The 18,046-nt window shown below is 63.7% G+C and carries 19 protein-coding genes and 1 riboswitch; of the genes, 1 reads left to right on the forward strand and 18 read right to left on the reverse strand.

Features of this window, described 5'->3' with window-relative positions; translation table 11 throughout:
* Nucleotides 1–4: 4 nt before the first annotated feature.
* The 13 genes from SULPSESMR1_RS04830 to SULPSESMR1_RS04890 all read right to left on the reverse strand — a co-directional run bounded on the left by SULPSESMR1_RS04830 (nt 5) and on the right by SULPSESMR1_RS04890 (nt 9,466).
* A complete protein-coding gene (locus SULPSESMR1_RS04830) occupies nt 5–436 on the reverse strand; it encodes a DUF6691 family protein (RefSeq protein ID WP_089419799.1) in 432 nt (143 codons plus the stop codon).
* A gap of 1 nt (nt 437) precedes the next feature.
* Nucleotides 438–866, reverse strand: coding sequence for a YeeE/YedE family protein (locus SULPSESMR1_RS04835; RefSeq protein WP_089419800.1), 429 nt, complete (start codon nt 864–866; stop codon nt 438–440).
* A 126-nt stretch (nt 867–992) separates the two neighbouring features.
* A complete protein-coding gene (locus tag SULPSESMR1_RS04840) occupies nt 993–1,235 on the reverse strand; it encodes a hypothetical protein (protein WP_240311260.1) in 243 nt (80 codons plus the stop codon).
* 36 nt (nt 1,236–1,271) lie between these two features.
* Entirely contained in the window at nt 1,272–2,261 is a 990-nt protein-coding gene (locus SULPSESMR1_RS04845; RefSeq protein WP_089419801.1) for a cell envelope integrity protein TolA, read from the reverse strand.
* Complete coding sequence (locus SULPSESMR1_RS04850) at nt 2,261–2,638, reverse strand: ExbD/TolR family protein (protein WP_089419802.1); 378 nt, start codon at nt 2,636–2,638, stop codon at nt 2,261–2,263. Before SULPSESMR1_RS04850 ends, SULPSESMR1_RS04845 begins: the two co-directional genes overlap by 1 nt.
* A 5-nt stretch (nt 2,639–2,643) precedes the next feature.
* The gene (locus SULPSESMR1_RS04855) at nt 2,644–3,015 is read right to left on the reverse strand and encodes an ExbD/TolR family protein (protein WP_089419803.1); all 372 of its coding nucleotides are present in this window, start codon (nt 3,013–3,015) and stop codon (nt 2,644–2,646) included.
* Nucleotides 3,015–3,650 carry a MotA/TolQ/ExbB proton channel family protein gene (locus SULPSESMR1_RS04860; protein ID WP_089419804.1) on the reverse strand — a complete coding sequence of 212 codons (636 nt, stop codon included), beginning with the start codon at nt 3,648–3,650 and terminating at the stop codon, nt 3,015–3,017. Before SULPSESMR1_RS04860 ends, SULPSESMR1_RS04855 begins: the two co-directional genes overlap by 1 nt.
* Nucleotides 3,647–4,429: a cobalamin-binding protein gene (locus SULPSESMR1_RS04865; protein ID WP_089419805.1), complete on the reverse strand. Its 783-nt coding sequence runs from the start codon at nt 4,427–4,429 to the stop codon at nt 3,647–3,649. The genes SULPSESMR1_RS04860 and SULPSESMR1_RS04865 overlap by 4 nt, the downstream gene beginning before the upstream one ends.
* Complete coding sequence (locus tag SULPSESMR1_RS04870) at nt 4,429–5,088, reverse strand: adenosylcobinamide amidohydrolase (protein WP_089419806.1); 660 nt, start codon at nt 5,086–5,088, stop codon at nt 4,429–4,431. Before SULPSESMR1_RS04870 ends, SULPSESMR1_RS04865 begins: the two co-directional genes overlap by 1 nt.
* A complete protein-coding gene (locus tag SULPSESMR1_RS04875) occupies nt 5,085–5,831 on the reverse strand; it encodes an ABC transporter ATP-binding protein (protein WP_089419807.1) in 747 nt (248 codons plus the stop codon). Before SULPSESMR1_RS04875 ends, SULPSESMR1_RS04870 begins: the two co-directional genes overlap by 4 nt.
* Nucleotides 5,828–6,808, reverse strand: coding sequence for a FecCD family ABC transporter permease (locus tag SULPSESMR1_RS04880; RefSeq protein WP_089419808.1), 981 nt, complete (start codon nt 6,806–6,808; stop codon nt 5,828–5,830). The genes SULPSESMR1_RS04875 and SULPSESMR1_RS04880 overlap by 4 nt, the downstream gene beginning before the upstream one ends.
* Nucleotides 6,805–7,677, reverse strand: coding sequence for an ABC transporter substrate-binding protein (locus SULPSESMR1_RS04885; RefSeq protein ID WP_240311259.1), 873 nt, complete (start codon nt 7,675–7,677; stop codon nt 6,805–6,807). Before SULPSESMR1_RS04885 ends, SULPSESMR1_RS04880 begins: the two co-directional genes overlap by 4 nt.
* Nucleotides 7,628–9,466 carry a TonB-dependent receptor plug domain-containing protein gene (locus SULPSESMR1_RS04890; protein ID WP_089419809.1) on the reverse strand — a complete coding sequence of 613 codons (1,839 nt, stop codon included), beginning with the start codon at nt 9,464–9,466 and terminating at the stop codon, nt 7,628–7,630. The genes SULPSESMR1_RS04885 and SULPSESMR1_RS04890 overlap by 50 nt, the downstream gene beginning before the upstream one ends.
* A 137-nt stretch (nt 9,467–9,603) precedes the next feature.
* A riboswitch (cobalamin riboswitch) is annotated at nt 9,604–9,807 on the reverse strand.
* Between the two features lie 146 nt (nt 9,808–9,953).
* On the opposite strand from SULPSESMR1_RS04890, the gene SULPSESMR1_RS04895 reads away from it, so the two are divergent.
* Entirely contained in the window at nt 9,954–10,217 is a 264-nt protein-coding gene (locus SULPSESMR1_RS04895; RefSeq protein ID WP_089419810.1) for a DUF2312 domain-containing protein, read from the forward strand.
* 66 nt (nt 10,218–10,283) lie between these two features.
* Here SULPSESMR1_RS04895 and cysG read toward each other — a convergent pair whose 3' ends face one another.
* Genes cysG through nirB form a run of 5 tightly spaced genes read right to left on the reverse strand, consistent with a single transcriptional unit; the run spans nt 10,284 to nt 18,044 of the window.
* The gene (gene cysG, locus SULPSESMR1_RS04900) at nt 10,284–11,663 is read right to left on the reverse strand and encodes a siroheme synthase CysG (RefSeq protein WP_089419811.1); all 1,380 of its coding nucleotides are present in this window, start codon (nt 11,661–11,663) and stop codon (nt 10,284–10,286) included.
* Nucleotides 11,664–11,672: 9 nt separating this feature from the next.
* Nucleotides 11,673–12,632 carry a glycosyl transferase family protein gene (locus tag SULPSESMR1_RS04905; RefSeq protein WP_089419812.1) on the reverse strand — a complete coding sequence of 320 codons (960 nt, stop codon included), beginning with the start codon at nt 12,630–12,632 and terminating at the stop codon, nt 11,673–11,675.
* Entirely contained in the window at nt 12,629–15,268 is a 2,640-nt protein-coding gene (locus SULPSESMR1_RS04910; protein ID WP_089422155.1) for a nitrate reductase, read from the reverse strand. Before SULPSESMR1_RS04910 ends, SULPSESMR1_RS04905 begins: the two co-directional genes overlap by 4 nt.
* Entirely contained in the window at nt 15,268–15,603 is a 336-nt protein-coding gene (nirD, locus tag SULPSESMR1_RS04915; protein WP_089419813.1) for a nitrite reductase small subunit NirD, read from the reverse strand. The genes SULPSESMR1_RS04910 and nirD overlap by 1 nt, the downstream gene beginning before the upstream one ends.
* Nucleotides 15,600–18,044, reverse strand: coding sequence for a nitrite reductase large subunit NirB (gene nirB, locus SULPSESMR1_RS04920; protein WP_089419814.1), 2,445 nt, complete (start codon nt 18,042–18,044; stop codon nt 15,600–15,602). The genes nirD and nirB overlap by 4 nt, the downstream gene beginning before the upstream one ends.
* Nucleotides 18,045–18,046 lie beyond the last annotated feature (2 nt).

The raw sequence follows: 18,046 nt of genomic DNA on the forward strand, positions 1-18,046 counted from the left end.
CGGTTTAGGCCGACGCCGCGCGCGTGTCCAGCATTAGGCTGACGCGCGGTGCACTGGCCATGCCGACAAGCATCGCCACAAAAAACACTACGCCCGGCACACCGCCATAGCCAAGCGATGCCATCGCGGGGCCCGGACACAGGCCGACCAGTCCCCAGCCGATACCGAACAGCACCGATCCGATGACCAGCCTGCGGGTGATCGCGGGATTGGGGCGCGGTGGAAACTGGCTGCCCGCCACCGGTGTGCGCCCGATCGTCAGCCGCCAAGCGATGGCCATCGGGAAAATGGCGCCGCCCATGACAAAGGCCAGCGTCGGATCCCACGCGCCGAAGATGTCCAGAAACCCCTGAACACGGTTGGTGTCGGTCATGCCCGACAGATGCAGGCCAATTCCAAACAGACCACCCGCGATGATCGCGATCAGCAACCGCATGTCACAACCCTCCGGCCAGTAGGCGCAGACAGGCCACTGTGGCCACACCCGCACCGATATAGAACAGCGTGGCAACGATGCCCCGCACACTCAGCCGCGAGATACCGCAGACCCCGTGCCCCGACGTGCAGCCATTGGCCAGTCGCGTGCCCAGACCCACGGCCAGACCGCCCGCGATCAGCAGCACAGGCGATGCGGTGGCATTGGTCCTGACGGTGCCGGTGCCCAGATAGTGCAGCAGTGCAGGCGTTGCGATCAGGGCCGCGACAAAGACGACGGCTTCGATCCAGCCACGTCCTGCGGTGCCATCCAGCAATCCGCCCAGAATACCCGAGGCGCCCATGATCCGCCCGTTGCCCAACAACAGGATAGACGCGGCCGTGCCGATGATCAGCCCGCCGAACAGGCCCCAAAGCCAAGAGACTTCCATAGTGGTTCCTTTGCATTCAACCCATGAAGACATGCAGCAGCAGTGTCGTCAGACCCGCAGCAAGCAAGGCAGTCAGCCATTGGGAAAGCATATGAACAACGCGGTGTGTTGTTCAAGCGTTGGGTGTCAGCCGAGGAAAATACCCAGCATCACCAGCATCAGCCCAAAGGCCGAAACGAACAACGCACCAAGGTTCATCGGCACTACGCTTTTCAACACGGCGCGCATCGCCTCGTCGTCCAGTTTCGCCCGCTTGGCGCGCGTCACGCGGATGATGCACCACACCAGCCCCAAAAGGCCGACAAGCGAGATTGCCGCACCGGCCCAGATGAGCAGGTCGAAAATCGGGAATGAGGTCTGTTCTATCATGCGCCTGCGCTACTGCATTGCCGCGCGCAGGGCAAGTCAGCCGTTGAAATCCAGCGCGATGGTAAAGGTGTAGGCCGGTTTGGTCAGCCCCTTTGGCGCGCGGGCAAAGCGGCGGGCGCGTTTGACGGCTGACAATGCGGCCTGATCAAGTGTGGCATTGCCCGAAGATGCCACCACGCGCACCGATTGCAACACGCCAGACGGGGCGATGGACAGGGCCAGTTTGGTGCGCCCCGCGCCTGCGCCGTGCGGAGACGTGGCGTTGCGGCGCACTTTGGACTGGATCGCGGCGCCCCATTGGGCCTGCAATGCGTTGGCGCGGGCGGCTGACACGCTTTGCGTCTGCGCAGCGCCGCCGGTGCCTGCGGTGGCGGATGCGTGTGCGGTGCCTTTGGCGGTGGATTTGGCCTGCGGCACCGAGGCAGTGGTTTTGGGCTTTGGTTTTGGCGCAGGCTTTGCTTTGGCAGCCGGGGCCAGTTCACGCGGGCGCAGCACGGGGCGTTTCGATGTGCTGTCAGGTGTGGTCTGGTCCATCTGCGGCAGGGTGGGCGGCGGGGTGACAGCAGCCAGTTGCTGCGGCGCTGCTGGCGCGGGGCGCGTGTCTGTTTGCCGGTGTGGTGCGTCTTGGTCTGCGACTTCGGGCTGCGTTGGTTGCGCCACTTCGGTTTGGGGCCGGACGGGTGGCGTCGGGTCCGGTTTTGCGGGCAAGACGGGCGCAGTCATGTCGAACTGCGGGGCGTTCGGCAGGGCCGCGGTCATGGTCGGTGCCTCTGCCGTCGGGCGGGGCGGGGCGGTTTCGACAGGAGTTTCCACTCGGGGCATGGCAATGTCGGTGACAGTCTCGGGCGGTGTTTCCCACGCCTGCGCCAGTGCCGCCATCGCGGCCGATGCCGGTGCCACCGTTGCCGCTTCAGTGCCTTGATCCCCTGCGGATGACGCGCCATGGGGCGCAGGCACAACAGCCCAAAGGCCCACATGCGCGCTGGCGGCCACAGACAGGAACACGGCGGCTTCGATCAGGCGCATCAGTTTGCCCCCGTAATCAGTTCGACACCCGCAACGCCTGCCGCCGCCAGACGTGGCAACAGTGCGGTCAGCTTGGCGGCAGGCAGGGTGGCATCGGCGCGCAGGGACAAAACGCCATCATGACCGGACAGCGCTGCCAGTGCCGCATCGCCGGTCACGCCGCTATAGGCCAGCGTGCCATCCGCCCCGACATAAAGTGCGTTCGGGTCCATTGGCGCCGCGTCTGCGGTACTGTCGGGCACGGTCACCTCGATGGGATCGGGCGGGGCGATCTGGGCGCTCATCAGGAAAAAGATCAGCAGCAGGAAAACCACGTTGATCATCGGCACGATGTTTTCGGCGGTGTGTCTGGGGGGCGTTGCGGGCGAGAAATCCATAGCGTTCATTCCACCACGATCAGCCGTGTCAGGCCCGCAGCACGCAGATCGTCCAATATGCGCACCAGATCCTGCACCGTGGCCGCGCCCCGTGCGCGCAGCAAAACAGCATCGTCGGGGCCGGACATCAACGGGGCAAGGGCGGCTGCCAGATCGCTGACTGCCACGCCGTTCAGCGCCACGCCGCCTGCATCAATGTCCACCAGACGCGGCGGACCTGCATAGGCCGCACCGCTGCCCGCCGTCTGCAACGGCAGGGCAAAGTCGGTGCCGAACCGCGCGGCCAGCATAAAGAACACCAGCAGCAGAAACACCACGTCGATCATCGGCGTGAGGCTTGGCCTGCGGGCGGGCCGTATGGAGCCAAAGCTGAACATCAGGGTGCCTTTGGTCCTCGGGTAAAGACGCGGGTGGCGGCGGTTTCCATGTCACCCTGAAGCCGTGCGGCGATGCTTTCGAACCATGTCAGTGCCACCCCTGCGGGGATCGCTACGGCCATCCCTGCGGCGGTGGTCAGCAGCGCCTCCCAGATGCCACCGGCAAGGGCTGCGGGATCGGCGCGGCTGCCTGCCTCTTGCAGCGCCTGAAACGCGTCGATCATGCCCACAACGGTGCCCAGCAGCCCCAGCAGCGGCGCGGTGGTGGCAATCAGTTCCAGCGCCCGCAGACCGCTTCGGGTTCGGGTCAGGTCAATGCGGGCATGGGCTGTGGTTTCCTCGCGGGCTTGCGCCTCGGTCAATGCCGGATCGTGACGTGCGGTCATCGCGGCCAGCGCCATACGGGCGCGGATGGATCGCCTGCCTTGCAACTTGGCGCGCGCCGCATCCACATCGCCCTGTGCCCAGTTCTCCAATGCCGCAGTTGTGGCCGCACCCGACCACGCACCCAACCGCGCCAGTTGCCACAGTTTCCACAAAATCAGCGCCATCGTCAGCACCGACAGCGCCGCAATCAGCCACAGCACGGGGCCGCCGCGTTCCAGAAAGGCGATCAATGAGGGCGGCAATATCATGGTGTATCTCCCCACAGGGCGGTCAGAATAGCATCAAGCCCGTCGGTCAGTGCCGCTGGGCCAGGTTGCAGGATCAGCGGCGATTTGATTTCGATAATGCGGCCTTGGGCCACGGCGGGGACGCTGTCCCAGCCGGGGCGGGCTGCGATCCGCTCAGAGCGCACCTTTTTGCCGCACCACGAGGCGATGATAACATCAGGCGCGGCGTCAATCACCTGTTGTGGGTCCAGAATACGCGCCCGCGCGCCCTGTTCGGCTTGCAGACGGGCAAACACATCCACACCGCCCGCAATCTCGATCAGCTCGGATGCCCAGCGGATGCCGGAAATGGGCGGATCGTCCCATTCTTCGAAGTAGACGCGCGGTCGGGACGGACGCGGGGTATTGCGGATGGTCTCGATACGGGCGGCATAGCTGTCGGCCAGTGCATCGGCCTGCGCCGCGCAGCCCGTCAGCGCGCCAAGCGTGCGAATCATCTCAAGAATGCCCGCGACCGAACGCTGGTTGAACCCGTGTACCGTGATGCCTGCGCGGATCAGATCGGCGGCAATGTCGGCTTGCAGGTCAGAAAACGTCAGCACCAGATCGGGCTGCAATTCCAGTATCTTGGGCACATCTGCGGATGTAAACGCCCCCACGCGCGGCTTTTCGCGGCGCACCTGTTCGGGCCGCACGGCATAGCCGGTGACGCCAACAATACGGTCCGATTGGCCCAGCAGATAAAGCGTCTCGACCGTTTCTTCGGTCAGGCAAACGATGCGTTCGTAGGGAAAGGCCATCACAGCACCTCCGCTCTGCGCACGGTCTGCATCCAAGTTTGAGCGCCCTCCAGCACGGCGGTGTAGACGGCGCGGCCCACCGCCTCGCCCAGATCGGTGTGCATGCCTGCAAAGGCGACATCGCCCCGCGGAGCCGCAACCGCGATGCAGTCGGTTCCGGTGCCGGTGGCGCGCCCCGTGGGCAGCTGGTGGTTGACCTGCATAACCGCCACTGTACGGGCTTGGGCCGCGATTGCCATCATCTCGATCAATGCGGGCTGTGCCAGCGCCAGACCGGTCTGCACTGCGACGTTGATGGTGCCCCAATCCTTGCCCGAACGGTCCGCCCGCGTGCCGATATGTTCGGCGTTCGACAGGCCCACAGTGGCCACGGCACGCGCAGTGGCGGTGCCTGCGGTCGTGGTGTGTTCGGTCACGGCGCGGATGTCGCGCGAGGTCAGAAAGCAGACGTCTTGCGGGGTGCCGCGCGCGGCCAGCTGGTCGGTCAGCCAGTCCGGCACATCCAGTTCCGGTGTCAGATCGGCGTTGCGCACCTCGCGCCACGAGATTGCATCGGCGGTGACAAAGCCGGGACGGTTCAGCGCCCAGCTGAGCACCTGATGCGGGCCACCCAGATCAAAGCGCAGCCAAGGACGCTCGAGAATCAGCGGCGCGGTCATTCCAGCGTGTCCAATGTCTGGAACACGGGGCCGCGGTCGGTCATCTCGTAGTGTGCAAGAATGCCGAAGACCTGCGCGAGGTTCGCGGGGGTCATCACCTCGACGGGTGGGCCATCCGCGACGATGCCGCCATTGTGCAACAGGATCACGCGGGTGCAATGGCGCGCAGCAAGGCCAAGATCGTGCAACGAGGTCAGCACCGTGCGCCCCGATGCCGCCAGCGCGGAAAACACCCGCATGGTGGCAATCTGTGCCGCCGGATCAAGGCCTGCAATGGGTTCGTCCGCCATCATCAGCGGCGTATCCTGTGCCAGTGCGCGGGCGATCAGCACGCGGGCCTGTTCGCCACCCGACAGTTGCGTCGCGGTGCGCTGCGCATAGTTTTCCAGCCCCATCTGCACCAGCGCGTCCGCAACGGCGGCGGCGTTCTCGGTCTTGGTGCCGGAATGGGGCAGGCGGCCCAGAAGCACCAGCTTTTCCACGCTCACGGGCCATGCGATTTCGCGGGCTTGCGGCAGCCATGCACAGGCGCGGGCCCGCTCCATGCTGGTCATTTGCGCCAGCGACGACGTGCCCTGGTGTGGCAGCAGGCCAAGGGCCGCGCGCATCAGGGTGGTTTTACCAGCGCCGTTGGGGCCCAGCAGGCCCACACATTCGCCCGGCTGCAGGGTCAGCGACACGGTGTCGATCACCGGACAGGCGCCGCGCTTGACCGACAGGTTTTGCAGGTTCAGCAGCGTCATTGCAATGTCCCCCGCGTTTTATAGATCAGGTGCAGGAACAGCGGCGCGCCGACCAGTGCCATCAGCACGCCCAGCTTCAGGTCGCGGTCGGGCAGGGCCACACGCACAGCGATGTCTGCCGCCAGCACCATCGCCGCTCCACCCAGCGCCGAGGCCCACAGCAGCCGCGACGGTTGTCCGCCCACGAAGGGGCGCAACACATGCGGGACCACTAGGCCGACAAAGCCGATGGACCCTGCCACAGCCGTGCCTGCCCCGACGCAAGCCGCAGTGCCAATGACCAGCGCCAGCCGCAAGCGCGACAGGCGCACGCCCATCGCGGCGGCGGCATCTTCGCCCAGCGTCAGCGCATCTAGCCCGCGCCCAAGCGATCCCAGCAGCACCCAGCCCAACACCATGAACGGCAGGGCCAGCCATACGTGGGAAAAGGACCGGTCGGCCAGCGAACCCAGCATCCAGAACACGATTTCGGCGGCGGCAAAGGGGTTGGGCGACAGGTTCAACACCAGCGAGGTAAAGGCCGAAGCCAGCGCCGAAATAGCGATACCAGCAAGGATCAGCGTCAGCGCCGCCCCGCGCGGCCCCGCCAGCGTCAGGATCATCGCCACCGCGATCAGTGCTGCCAGCAGCGCAGACAGCGGCAGGGCCAGCGCAAAGGCAGCCGCCAGTCCGGTTTGCAATGCCAGCACCGCACCAAGTCCAGCCGCCGCCGACACGCCGATCAGTCCCGGCTCGGCCAGCGGGTTGCGCAGATAACCCTGCATCGCGGCCCCCGACACGCCCAGCGACGCGCCGATCATCACCGCCAGCAGGGCGCGGGGCAGGCGGATTTGCTGCATCACCACGCTCATCGGGCTGCCGTCGGTGGCGAACAGGCTGGCTAAGGAATGCCAGACCGACACCGGCGTGGTGCCGGTGACCAGCGAGACCACGAACAGCACCGTACACAGGGTTGTCAGGATGGCAGTCAGCTTCATTGGCGGGCCTCGACCTGTTTGCGCAGGTCCACCATAGTGCGCACAGCGTTCAGCACGGTCGGCGTGCCGCAGACCCAGTCGCGGTCGGTCAACTCGCCCGCCATATAGGTGCCTTTCAGCGATGACAGGGCGGGGTGATCAAGATTGTCTTCGGCGCGCGCGGCACCGGGATAGTTGCGGCCCTGAATAATGACATCGGGGGCCAGCAACACCAGTTGCTCCAGCGGCAGCACCCCGACCGACCCAAGGCCTGCCTCTTCGGCGACATTGTCGAAACCGGCGGCATAGAGCACGTCACCGGCCAGCGAATGGCGGCCCGAGGAGTAATTGTTCACATAGGTCAGCGCCGCGCGTGGGCGGTGCGCAGGGGCCACGGACAGGGCCGCTAACTCGGCATTGAAATGGTTGATCATCGCGCGGGCCTCGGCTTCGCGGCCCAGGGCCTCGCCCATTTGCGCCAGACGCTCGGGCACATCGGACAGCGCACGGGCAGGGGCGAATTGCACCACTTCGATGCCCAGATTGCGCAGCATGGAAATCGTGGCCATCGAGGTAAAGGTGCCCGCCAGCACCAGATCGGGTTTGAGCAGATAGACTTCTTCGGCGCCTGACCCGTTGGCGGGCAGGGCGCGGGCCTGTTCGCCCATCACCGAATCTGTATCCTCGTGCGACAGCCGCGTGACCGACACCAATTGTCCGGGGGATGCCAGCAACAGCGCCAGTTGATCGGTGCACAGGTTGATCGACACCACCCGTTGCGGGGTGCCGGCCAAGGCGGTTGCGGCGCTGAACAGCAGCGCCGCAACCGATGTTATCAGATCAGAACGACGCACGGACGCCAAAGTACACAGCACGGTCCGAAGTGCCATAGCCGAGTGAGGTCTGGTATTGCTCGTTGGTCAGGTTCTCCAGACGCATGTATCCTTGGGTGGTGTCGCTGAAATCATAGGTCGCCGAGGCGTTGATCACGGTGTAGTCAGCCATCGGGACCGGCGTTGCGGGGAATGTGCTAAAATCGCTTTCATTGGCGCGACCCGCGACGTGGTTCACCACCAACTGGCCCGACAATTTGTCAGTCAGATCGGCCTCGACCCCCAGAACAAAGTCATGCTTGGGCACGCGGACAAGTTGGGCGCCGTTGGCGCCTGTGGCGTCGGTAAAGGTGTAGGACCCGAACAGATCGGTCCCCGCACCCAGTGCAACCCGGCCCGACAGTTCGACCCCTTTGGATGTCGAGGTGCCCGGAACCTGAGTATAACCGGCGCCCGCGAAATCGATCAGGTTGTCGATCTCGGTGTAAAAGACCGTTGCCTTGACCACGGCGTTGTTGACAAAACGGTGTTCGACGCCGAATTCGGCGCTGCGGCTTTCTTCTTGTTCCAGCGTAGGGCTTCCGAAGGGGCCAAACAGTTCATACAGCGATGGCGCGCGGAAACCCGTCCCGATGGCCGCACGCAATGTGGTGTTTGCGGAGACGCGCCAGTTCGCCGCCAGCCGGCCGGTTGTGAATCCGCCAAAGGTCGAATGGTCATCGTGGCGCAGCGCAAAGCTGAGGTCGATGTCATTGGACACGGCATATTGCGCCTCGCCAAAGACCGAGGCGATCCGGTAGGTGCCGGTCACTGCGTCGGCTGCGAATTTTTCTTCGGAATAGCTGGCACCAAAGGCCAGATCGACCGCACCCGCCTGCGTGACGCCCTTGTACGAAAGCTCGGTGCGTTCGCCGCTGAATGCGTTGGTGGTACCGACGGGGTAATCGCGGTTGATCTCGGAATAGGCCAGCGACAGGGTGTGATCGACTGCACCTGACTCGATCTCGGCATAGATCCGTGCCCCCAAGCGGGTGGCAAATTCCTGATTTGCTGTATCAGTCAGAGTAAAGGCGGGCGCCGGAAAACCGTCCTGATCGGTTTCGCTGTCGATATAATTCAGCGCAAAGCCCAGCTTCACCTGTTCGGTCGCCTGATAGGCCCCCGTCAGGATCAGCGTTGTGCCCTTGTATCCGTCTGCTTCGGTATTGCCGTCGTTTTCATCTGCGGCTGAAAATCCGTCGGTGCTGACATGGCTGATGGTAAAGGCCAGTTCGCCGCGATCTGATTTGGTTGCCACGCCAAAGCTGCTGGCAAAGGTGTTATAGCTGCCTGCCTCGAAGTTGTAGCGCAACTGTGTGCCGTTCTCCGTCGCGCGCAGGGTCGAGATATTGATGACCCCGCCAATCGCTTCGGAGCCGTAAAGCGCCGATTGGGACCCTTTCAACACTTCGATGCTGCCGATGCCTGCAGTGGTGAGTGGCCCGAAACCAAAGGAGGTTTGCGTGCCGGAGGGGTCTGTCATATCGATGCCGTCGATATATACGGGTACATAGCGCGCAGGCAGCCCGCGAATGCGCAATGTCGACGCGGTGCCCAAACCGCCGTTGCCTGACAGCGAAATGCCCGGCAGTGTGTCCAGCGTATCGGCCACGCGAATACTTGTGCTGTTCTCGATCGTCTCCTGATCGACAATCTCGACCACGGTGCCGGTGCGCGAAGTCTCGACCGGCGTCTGGCTGGCCGATACCGTGATGGTGCCCAGATCAAAAGCATCGTCTTGGGCGATTGCGGCGCGTGGCAGGGTGGCCAGTGCCAGTACGGATGCCGAAGCAAGCAGGTGTTTCATAAAAGTCGTGTCCCCTTACGGACGGGCCTGTTGCGGGCGGCCCTTGGTCGTCGGAATGGGAAAGGTTGAAGCGCCTTCCGCCGGTGAAACGCCACCAAAGCGGTCAGGCCGCCGACACGCACGCCCCCCGCGTTCGTATCCGGGTGATCGCTTTGGCAGGTCTCCTGACTTGCGGGTCGATGCGGGGCCGTGCCTTCCCGAGGGTGACCCCCCAGTGGCATATGACGGTCGCGCTCACCGCTTACAGTTGCGGGGGCAGTCACGGATTTGGGGATGGTTTCCCGCACCGCGTTCCCTTTAACGACGGGTTACCCCGCCGAACCAAAGTAGGGGTGGCTTAGCCTGTGCATCGCTGCCGATCAAGACGCGAAAACGACCTTGCGGCAGAGTGGTGCGTCAAAGTTGTCTTGCAGGCGGCAAGTCGGGACGATAACGGTTGGGTCTTGCCAGACAAGCCCCGATTGGCCCCGAATGAAGGACGCGCCCCATGACCGACACTGCCACCAACCCCGACAGCTACCGCGTAACAGCAGACGAACTGCGCCAGTTCATCGAGCGGATCGAACGTCTGGACGCCGAGAAAAAAGATATTGCCGAGCAGCAAAAAGAGGTGATGGCCGAAGCCAAAGGGCGCGGTTACGACACCAAGGTGATCCGCAAGGTCATCGCCCTGCGCAAGCGCGAGCCTGACGACATTGCCGAAGAAGAAGCGGTTCTTGAGATGTACAAAGAAGCGCTGGGAATGTCCTGACGCAAGTCGCGGGGCGCAGTTGCGCCCTGCACGCCCTTGCCCTGTTGCCAGTATCGCTTGTCGCAGTCATGCGATTTGAGCGATCGCCTGTGCGGGCTGGGATGCAATCCGCAGCATCACCAGCGCATTGCCGGTAATACCGCTCTGGTCCAGATCCTCTGGCAGATCGGCGAGCGTCGTGGACACGATACGCTGGTTTGATTTGCTGACATCTGCGGCGATGGTGATTTTTGTTCTGCGCGCGATGCCCTGTGCCAGCAAAGAGTGTCGGATTTTCTGCGCAGCCCCCACGCCCATGTAGAACACCAAAGTTGTGCCCGGCAGAGCGTGGCGCGCCCAGTCTGTCGTTTCGTCATCGTCTTCGCAGTGGCGTCCGGTGGTCAGGACCAGTGTATCGGTCTGTCTGCGTTCCGTCAGCGATTGACCCATGATTGCCGCCGCTGCACTCGCCGCAGTCACACCCGGTACAACTTCGACCGGAATATGTGCAACACGGGCGGCATTAAGTTCCTCGGTCGCGCGGCCGAATATGCCTGGATCACCGGATTTCAGACGCACAACGCGGCGGCCTTTGGCTGCTTCGGCAACGATCAGCGCGCAAATCCGGTCTTGCGGCCACAGGTGCGCGCCCACGGTTTTGCCGACAAAAACGCGCTCGGCGTCGCGGCGGGCCAGTTCCAGCACCTGTGGATCGACAAGCCGATCATAAAAGATCACGTCGGCCTCTTGCAGGCGTTGAACGGCGCGCAAGGTTAGCAGATCGCGTGCACCGGGGCCTGCGCCGACCAGTGCGATATGGCCTTGCTGCGCAGGCACGTCGCGTGTGGAAACCGTCTGCTTCAGCAGGTCGGCAGCGGCGCGTTCCTGTCCGGTTTTGTGCAATTGCCAAGGGGCGTCGGCAAAGGCCCAACGCCAAAAGGCGCGGCGGTCGGTTTTCGGGATCTGTGCGGCCACCGCGCCGCGCAAACGGCCCGCTAGTGCGGCAAAGGTGCCAAGGCGCGGGTCCAGCATCTGTTCGACTTCGGTCTTGATCCGGCGGGCCAGCACGGGCGCCGTTCCTTCGGTGCCGATTGCCACGACCACGGGATCGCGGTCGACCAGTGATGGTGTGGTCATGTCGCACAAGGACGGCTGGTCAACGACGTTGACCTGCGCGTCCGCCTGTTTGGCCAGCGCATGCAGGGCCGCATCCAGTCCGGGGCAGCCCGTGGCGATGAACACCAGTGCGGCGTCGGCAAAACTGCGCGGGGTAACTGGCGCCGCATCCTGTACCGCGACGCCTGTTGCGACCAGATCAGCCAGCTCAGCATCCAGATCAGGCGCAAGCAGCACCAGCCGCGCGTCGGTTTTCAACATCAGGCGCGCCTTTTGTGCGGCCTGTTCGCCGCCGCCTGCAATGACAACGCGGCGGTTGGTGGTGCGGATAAACATTGGAAAGCTGTGCATGATGATCCTCTAGGCGGCTTTGGCGTGGTGGCGGCGGGCCCAAAGGTCCAGTGCCAAGTGGTTTGCGTCGGCACGCCCGCAGGCACCAAGCACGAGCGCCGCCGTGCTGGTGATGATCGCAGTGGCAAATTCGTCTTGTACGGTGCCGTTCCAGACATCCGACAAGCGGCTGTCGGTTTCGGACAGGCGCAGGTGGCCGGTCAGCGCGGTGCCGGTCTGACCCTCCCATATCGCGCCGTTGTGCAATCCGTGCAAGGTGATGTCTTTGGTGGGATGATGTTCGAATTCGCCCCCGCCGCCCTTCAGCACGCGCAAGCAGGGCTGGTTCAGCAGCAAGGACGCATCGCGCTGCAATTCGCGGTATGAGGGGTGAAAAACACCCTGCACCGCAATCGGAGCGCTGCCGGGGTTCAGCATACGCAGCACGGTGTTGATGCACGATCGCAAACCCAGCACATCACGCAAGCGCAGCAGATCCATCAGAGCGGGTGAAATACCCGCCAGCGGGACATATGCGATACCGCTCTGCGCCAAGGCGTCGGGCGCTTCGGTCCAAGCTACCTGTGCGATCCCGACGTCGGGCAGCGCCGCGCGCACGCTTGCACCTGTGGCCTGATGCGAATTCCAGCCATGCAACAGGACCGGATGGCCCGCCTGCGCCACCAGCTTGGCCGCCGCCAGAAACCACGGCTGACCACGGGTGCGTCCGGCGGCATAGGATGGCCAGTCGATCGCGGGGGCCGCACCCGCCCAACGGGGCAGGGACGCCCGCGCACCGGCTGTCAGTCCTGCTATTTCTTCGGCGGTTTCCCCCTTCATCCGCATCAGCATCAAAAGGGCGCCGATGGCTTCGGGGGCTGCGTTCCCTGACAGGATCAGCGCAATCGCGGCCTCAGCCTCGGCCTGTGTCAGAGACCGCGCGCGGCCTTGACCGCGCCCGAGGATGGCAACATAGGGCGCAAGGGTCATTCTGCCGCCTCGACGCGCTGGGCTGCGGCCAGAAGCACCGCAATCTCGGGCCTGCAAGAGCCGCAGTTTGTGCCCGCGCCGGTGCAGGCGCCCACCTGTGCGACGGTCGCCGCCTGTCCACTGTCGATGGCCGCACCGATGGTGTTCAGCCCGACGCCCAAACAGGCGCAGACGACCGGACCTGGGTCCGGCATATCGGCGCTGGGGCGTCCCGAGAGCGGCGCAGTTGCACCCTGTCCGAGTTGCGACACAAGGTGATCGCGCGACAGTGCGACCGGTGTTCTGGACACGAAGAGTGCCGCCAGCAGGCGGTTGTCCCCGTCCAGAAACGCCATGCGGGCGGTGCCGGTCGCGGGGTCTGCAATGCTTTGACAACGGGCATGGGGCAGGGCGAACAGACGGCGGGCGTCGGTCTCCCAATCCTGCGGGGCATGGTTGCCTGCCAGTTCGGCCCGCCAGCCGTGTTCAACGCGGCTGCGCGCCCAGTAAGGGCAGTCGGGGGCCAGCTTGTCGGTACTGGCCGCAAAGCCGAACCACGCGGCATCAAAGGGTGCCAGTGCCACAACAGCGGCCTTGCTTTCGGGTTGGCCCGAAACGGGGTCCACGATGCCCGGCACCAGCGCGTCGATGCGCCCCGTGGGGGCGGTTTCCCCGGTCCAGTGCATCGGGGCAAAGACCTGACCACGCTGCACCCTGTCGGTGATCAGCGACCGCAGCACACAGCGCCCCGTGGGGCTGGTTGCAGTGACCAGCGTTGCAGGTGCGATGCCAAGGGCTGCGGCGTCCTGCGGGTGGATTTCCAGAAACGGTTCACCCAGATGCTGGTTCAGACGAGGGGCCTTGGCGGTGCGGGTCATCGTGTGCCACTGATCGCGGATGCGGCCCGTGTTCAGAACGAATGGAAAGCGTGGGCTGGTGCGGGCCTCGGGCGGGCGTGCCGTGACGGGGATCATTCGGGCGCGTCCTTCGGGGGTAAAGAACCGGCCATCAGCAAAGAACCGTTCGGTGCCGCCATCTTTGGTGACAGGCCAGCGCGTCGGTTGCAAAGCGGCATAGCCCGCTTCGCCCAAACCGGTCAGGCCGGATATGTCAAAGTCGCGTCCGGTTGCCGCCGCCAGACCCGACAAGGCGGCATATTCATCGAATATCTGGGCAGGGGACGCAAAGTCGAACGCCTTGTGCCAGCCCATCTTGCGGCCAACCTCGGCCATGATCGCCCAATCGGGCCGCGTCGCGCCGGGGGCGGGCAGCGCAGCGCGTTGGCGGCTGATCGTGCGATCGGAATTGGTGACGGTGCCGTTCTTTTCGCCCCAGCCTGTCGCGGGCAGCAGAACGTGGGCCAACCGCGCGGTGTCCGTCTTGGCGGTCAGGTCGCTGACCACCACGAAATCGCAGCCCGCGATCGCATCGCGCACCGCATCCGCATCGGGCATCGACACGGCGGGGTTGGTGCAAACGATCCACAACGCCTTGATCTGGCCGGTGCGCACCCTTTCAAACAGATCGACAGCCTTTAATCCGGCGGCTTGCGGCATCGTTGGCGCGTCCCAGAAGGTGCGCACCAGATCGCGGTGCGCGGGGTCTTCTATGTCCAGATGACAGGCCAGCGCATTGGCAAGCCCGCCCACCTCGCGGCCACCCATCGCATTGGGCTGGCCGGTGACGGAAAACGGCCCCATGCCAGGCTTGCCGATGCGGCCCGTGGCAAGGTGGCAGTTGATGATCGCGTTGACCTTGTCCGTGCCGGAAGAAGACTGGTTCACCCCCTGACTGAAGACGGTTACGACCTTTTCCGTGCGCAGCCACAGATGGCAGAATGCGTCCAGCTGGTCCGCAGGCAAGCCCGCGACATTTCTGTCTTGGGCCCGAGCTGCGCGCAATGCCGCGTCAAAGCCATCGACATGGCGCAAAAAGGCAGTATCGAGGGCACCGCCGTCGTTGATCGCTGACAGCAGGCGGTTGAACAGGGCAACATCACTGCCCGGAGCAAGCGCCAGATGCATATCCGCCAGATCGCATGTGGCCGTCCGGCGGGGGTCGATCACGACGACCTTCATGGCGGGCCGCGCTGCCTTGGCCGCAGCAAGCCGCTGGTACAACACAGGATGACACCACGCGAGGTTGCTGCCGACCAGAACCACCAGATCGGCCAGTTCCAGATCCTCGTAGGTGCCCGGAACGGTGTCGGTGCCAAAGGCGCGTTTTTGCCCTGCAACTGTAGAGGCCATGCAAAGGCGCGAGTTGGTATCAATGTTCGCCGAGCCGATAAAGCCTTTCATAAGCTTGTTGGCGACGTAGTAATCCTCGGTCAGCAACTGGCCCGAGACGTAGAGTGCAACAGAATCAGGGCCATGTCTGGCGATGCTCTGCGAAAAGCGGTCCGCCACCAAAGACAGCGCCGTGTCCCAGTCCGTGTCGGTGCCGTTGACACGCGGCGACAACAGCCGGTCGTCCAGCGAAAGGGTCTCGCCCAAGGCAAAGCCCTTGGAACACAGCCGCCCGTGGTTGGCAGGATGGTCGGGGTCTCCGCGCACCGACAGGCCACCGTTACCGTCGGGCCGCACAAGCACGCCGCATCCGACACCACAATAGGCGCAGGTGGTCCGGATTTCATCCCTGTGCGGCGTCCCGTCCATCATGCCACCCGTCCACGGCGCAGGTTCTGGACATCAAGCAGGATACGCCCGCCTTGAACACGTATGGCATAGGTGTTGACTGCGCCCGTATCAGCGCCCTGCGCCAGTCCCGTGTCCAGCCGCAACACCATGTTGTGCAGCGGACAGGTGACAGACCGACCATGCACGATGCCCTCGCTTAGCGGGCCGCCCTTGTGCGGGCAGGCGTCGTCGATGGCGAACACCTCGTTTTCCGCTGTACGAAAGATTGCGACGCAGCCCAGATGGGTTTTCACGACGCGGGCCCCCCGTTCGGGGATGTCTTCCAGCGCACCAATATCTGTCCAGTCGGTCATTCTGCGGCCTCCAGCGTAAGATCTGCCAGCGGCGCGTAAAGTGCGCGATAGGCAGGTTTGGTGCGCTCGGCCCACGGATCTTGCTGCATGAACTGCTGCGCGAAATAGAACCGGTCGGCCAAGGCGCGGCGGCTGTCCGCGTCTGTCACGACGCGCGCAACGATGTGGTCGAGGCCTACGTTTTCCATCCACTTGTACATCCGCTCAAGATAGGCGGCTTCTTCGCGGTAGAGCTGAACAACTGCGGCAGTGTGTTCCAGAACCTCGTCCTCGGTCTTGACGGTACACATCACGACGGTGCCCTGAATGTGCAGGCCCGCAGCGCCACCGATGTGCAAGACATAGCCGCTGTCTACGCAGATCACGCCCACGTCCTTGCAGGTGCTTTCGGCGCAGTTCCGGGGGCAGCCGGACACGGCCATCTTGACCTTGGCGGGTGTCCACGCCCCCCAAAGCGCCTTTTCCATTCGGATCCCAAGGCCGGTGCTGTCTTGCGTACCAAAGCGGCAATGATCGGTGCCGACACAGGTTTTCACCGTGCGCAGCCCCTTGGCATAGGCCTGTCCACTGACCATGCCCGCCGCGTTCAGATCGGCCCAGATGTCGGGCAGATCCTGCTTTTTCACGCCTAGCAGGTCGATACGCTGGCCGCCTGTCACCTTGACGGTCTGAACGGCGTATTTGTCCGCAGCATCCGCAATCGCGCGCAGCTCGTCTGATGTGGTGATCCCACCCCACATGCGCGGTACGACCGAATATGTGCCATCCTTCTGGATGTTGGAGTGCATCCGTTCGTTCACAAAGCGGCTTTGGTCGTCGTCCTGATATTCGCCGGGCCAATCGCACAGTAGGTAGTAGTTCAACGCCGGACGGCACGACGCACAGCCACAAGAGGTGGTCCACCCGCATTCCTGCATCACGGCGGCCATTGATTTCAGCGCGCGGCTTTTGATCAGGCGGCGCACGTCCATATGGGTCAGCGGCGTGCAGGGGCACATCGGCTTGACGGTCTGTACTTCGAACCCGTCGCCCAAAGTCAGCGCCATGACCTGTTCGACCAGCCCTGTACACGATCCGCAAGAGGCGCTGGCTTTGGTCTGGGCACGTACATCGGTCAGGCTGGTTGCGCCGCCGTTGATCACATCGACAATTCTTGATTTGCAAACGCCGTTGCAGCCGCAGATTTCTGCGTCATCCGGTAAGGCTGCAACGGCTGCCAACGGGTCCGAGGGGGTGCCTCCCTGAAAAGCCGGACCAAATATCAGCGTGTCGCGCATGTCCGACACATCGCTGCGGTCTTTGATCAGTCCGTGAAACCATGCGCCATCTGCCGTGTCACCGTACATGACCGCACCGATCAGACGGGTGCCTTGCAGAACCAGACGTTTATAGATGCCGCGTGCCGGGTCGCGAAACACGATGTCGTCGCGTCCGTCACCTTCGGCAAAATCGCCCGCGCTGAACAAATCACAGCCCGTCACCTTCAGCTTTGTGGCGACCTCTTTGGGGATAAAGGCCGCGGTCCTTTCCCCCAGCGTATCGGCGGCCACTTTGGCCTGATCGTACAAAGGGGCCACAAGGCCAAAAACCGCGCCCTGATGTTCGATACATTCGCCAAGGGCGAGGATATTGGCGTCTGATGTCACCATCGCGTCGTCCACGTGGATACCGCGCCCGACGGCCAGACCGGCATCATTTGCAAGGGCCACGTTCGGGCGGATACCAACCGCCATGACCAGCAGATCGCACGAAATCTCTGTTCCGTCGTCCAGACGCAGGCCGCTGACGCGACCGTCGGTGCCGAGTATCTCTTTGGAGTTGGCAGAAGTCAGGACAGTAATGCCTTTTTCCTCCAACGACTTTTTCAGAAGATAGCCGGCAGCTTCGTCCAACTGGCGTTCCATCAGGTGGGCCATGACGTGAACAACCGTCACGTCGATGCCTTGTGCCTTCATGCCGGCCGCCGCCTCCAGCCCCAACAGGCCGCCGCCAATGACAATGGCCCGCGATCCGGGCGTGGCGCCAAGGGCCATCATGGTTTCGGTGTCGTCCAGATCGCGGTAGGGAATAACACCCTGCAGATCATGGCCGGGCAGCGGGATCATAAAGGGGTTCGATCCGGTGGCGATCACAAGACGGTCATAGGGCACCGCGCCATTCTCGCCGACGACAAGACGCGCGTCGCGGTCAATCCGCAGCACTTTTTCCCCGAAGCGGCAGGTGACGCCATTCGCTTCGTACCATTGAGCATCATGGGTCACGATGTCGGCAAAGGTCTTTTCGCCCGACAGAACGGGTGACAGCATCAACCGGTTGTAGTTGCCACGGGGTTCGGCGTTGAACAGCGTGACATTCCACGCATCGGGTTGGGTTTCAAACAGATGCTCCAGCATCCGGCCCGAGGCCATACCGGCCCCGATGATGATCAGATTTCTGGTCATGG

This window comes from Pseudosulfitobacter pseudonitzschiae (genome assembly GCF_002222635.1).
In the GTDB taxonomy this organism is placed as follows: Bacteria; Pseudomonadota; Alphaproteobacteria; order Rhodobacterales; family Rhodobacteraceae; genus Pseudosulfitobacter; species Pseudosulfitobacter pseudonitzschiae_A.

Excerpts from the sequence above, each read along its gene's own strand:
- SULPSESMR1_RS04910 (WP_089422155.1), bottom strand. The coding sequence starts at position 15,268 with ATGGACGGGACGCCGCACAGGGATGAAATCCGGACCACCTGCGCCTAT.
- SULPSESMR1_RS04880 (WP_089419808.1), bottom strand. The coding sequence starts at position 6,808 with ATGAAGCTGACTGCCATCCTGACAACCCTGTGTACGGTGCTGTTCGTG.
- SULPSESMR1_RS04875 (WP_089419807.1), bottom strand. The coding sequence starts at position 5,831 with ATGACGCTGCTGAACCTGCAAAACCTGTCGGTCAAGCGCGGCGCCTGT.
- SULPSESMR1_RS04850 (WP_089419802.1), bottom strand. The coding sequence starts at position 2,638 with ATGGATTTCTCGCCCGCAACGCCCCCCAGACACACCGCCGAAAACATC.
- SULPSESMR1_RS04865 (WP_089419805.1), bottom strand. The coding sequence starts at position 4,429 with ATGGCCTTTCCCTACGAACGCATCGTTTGCCTGACCGAAGAAACGGTC.
- SULPSESMR1_RS04855 (WP_089419803.1), bottom strand. The coding sequence starts at position 3,015 with ATGTTCAGCTTTGGCTCCATACGGCCCGCCCGCAGGCCAAGCCTCACG.
- SULPSESMR1_RS04845 (WP_089419801.1), bottom strand. The coding sequence starts at position 2,261 with ATGCGCCTGATCGAAGCCGCCGTGTTCCTGTCTGTGGCCGCCAGCGCG.
- nirB (WP_089419814.1), bottom strand. The coding sequence starts at position 18,044 with ATGACCAGAAATCTGATCATCATCGGGGCCGGTATGGCCTCGGGCCGG.
- SULPSESMR1_RS04895 (WP_089419810.1), top strand. The coding sequence starts at position 9,954 with ATGACCGACACTGCCACCAACCCCGACAGCTACCGCGTAACAGCAGAC.
- SULPSESMR1_RS04885 (WP_240311259.1), bottom strand. The coding sequence starts at position 7,677 with ATGGCACTTCGGACCGTGCTGTGTACTTTGGCGTCCGTGCGTCGTTCT.
- SULPSESMR1_RS04870 (WP_089419806.1), bottom strand. The coding sequence starts at position 5,088 with ATGACCGCGCCGCTGATTCTCGAGCGTCCTTGGCTGCGCTTTGATCTG.
- nirD (WP_089419813.1), bottom strand. The coding sequence starts at position 15,603 with ATGACCGACTGGACAGATATTGGTGCGCTGGAAGACATCCCCGAACGG.
- SULPSESMR1_RS04840 (WP_240311260.1), bottom strand. The coding sequence starts at position 1,235 with ATGATAGAACAGACCTCATTCCCGATTTTCGACCTGCTCATCTGGGCC.
- cysG (WP_089419811.1), bottom strand. The coding sequence starts at position 11,663 with ATGCACAGCTTTCCAATGTTTATCCGCACCACCAACCGCCGCGTTGTC.
- SULPSESMR1_RS04860 (WP_089419804.1), bottom strand. The coding sequence starts at position 3,650 with ATGATATTGCCGCCCTCATTGATCGCCTTTCTGGAACGCGGCGGCCCC.
- SULPSESMR1_RS04830 (WP_089419799.1), bottom strand. The coding sequence starts at position 436 with ATGCGGTTGCTGATCGCGATCATCGCGGGTGGTCTGTTTGGAATTGGC.
- SULPSESMR1_RS04890 (WP_089419809.1), bottom strand. The coding sequence starts at position 9,466 with ATGAAACACCTGCTTGCTTCGGCATCCGTACTGGCACTGGCCACCCTG.
- SULPSESMR1_RS04905 (WP_089419812.1), bottom strand. The coding sequence starts at position 12,632 with ATGACCCTTGCGCCCTATGTTGCCATCCTCGGGCGCGGTCAAGGCCGC.
- SULPSESMR1_RS04835 (WP_089419800.1), bottom strand. The coding sequence starts at position 866 with ATGGAAGTCTCTTGGCTTTGGGGCCTGTTCGGCGGGCTGATCATCGGC.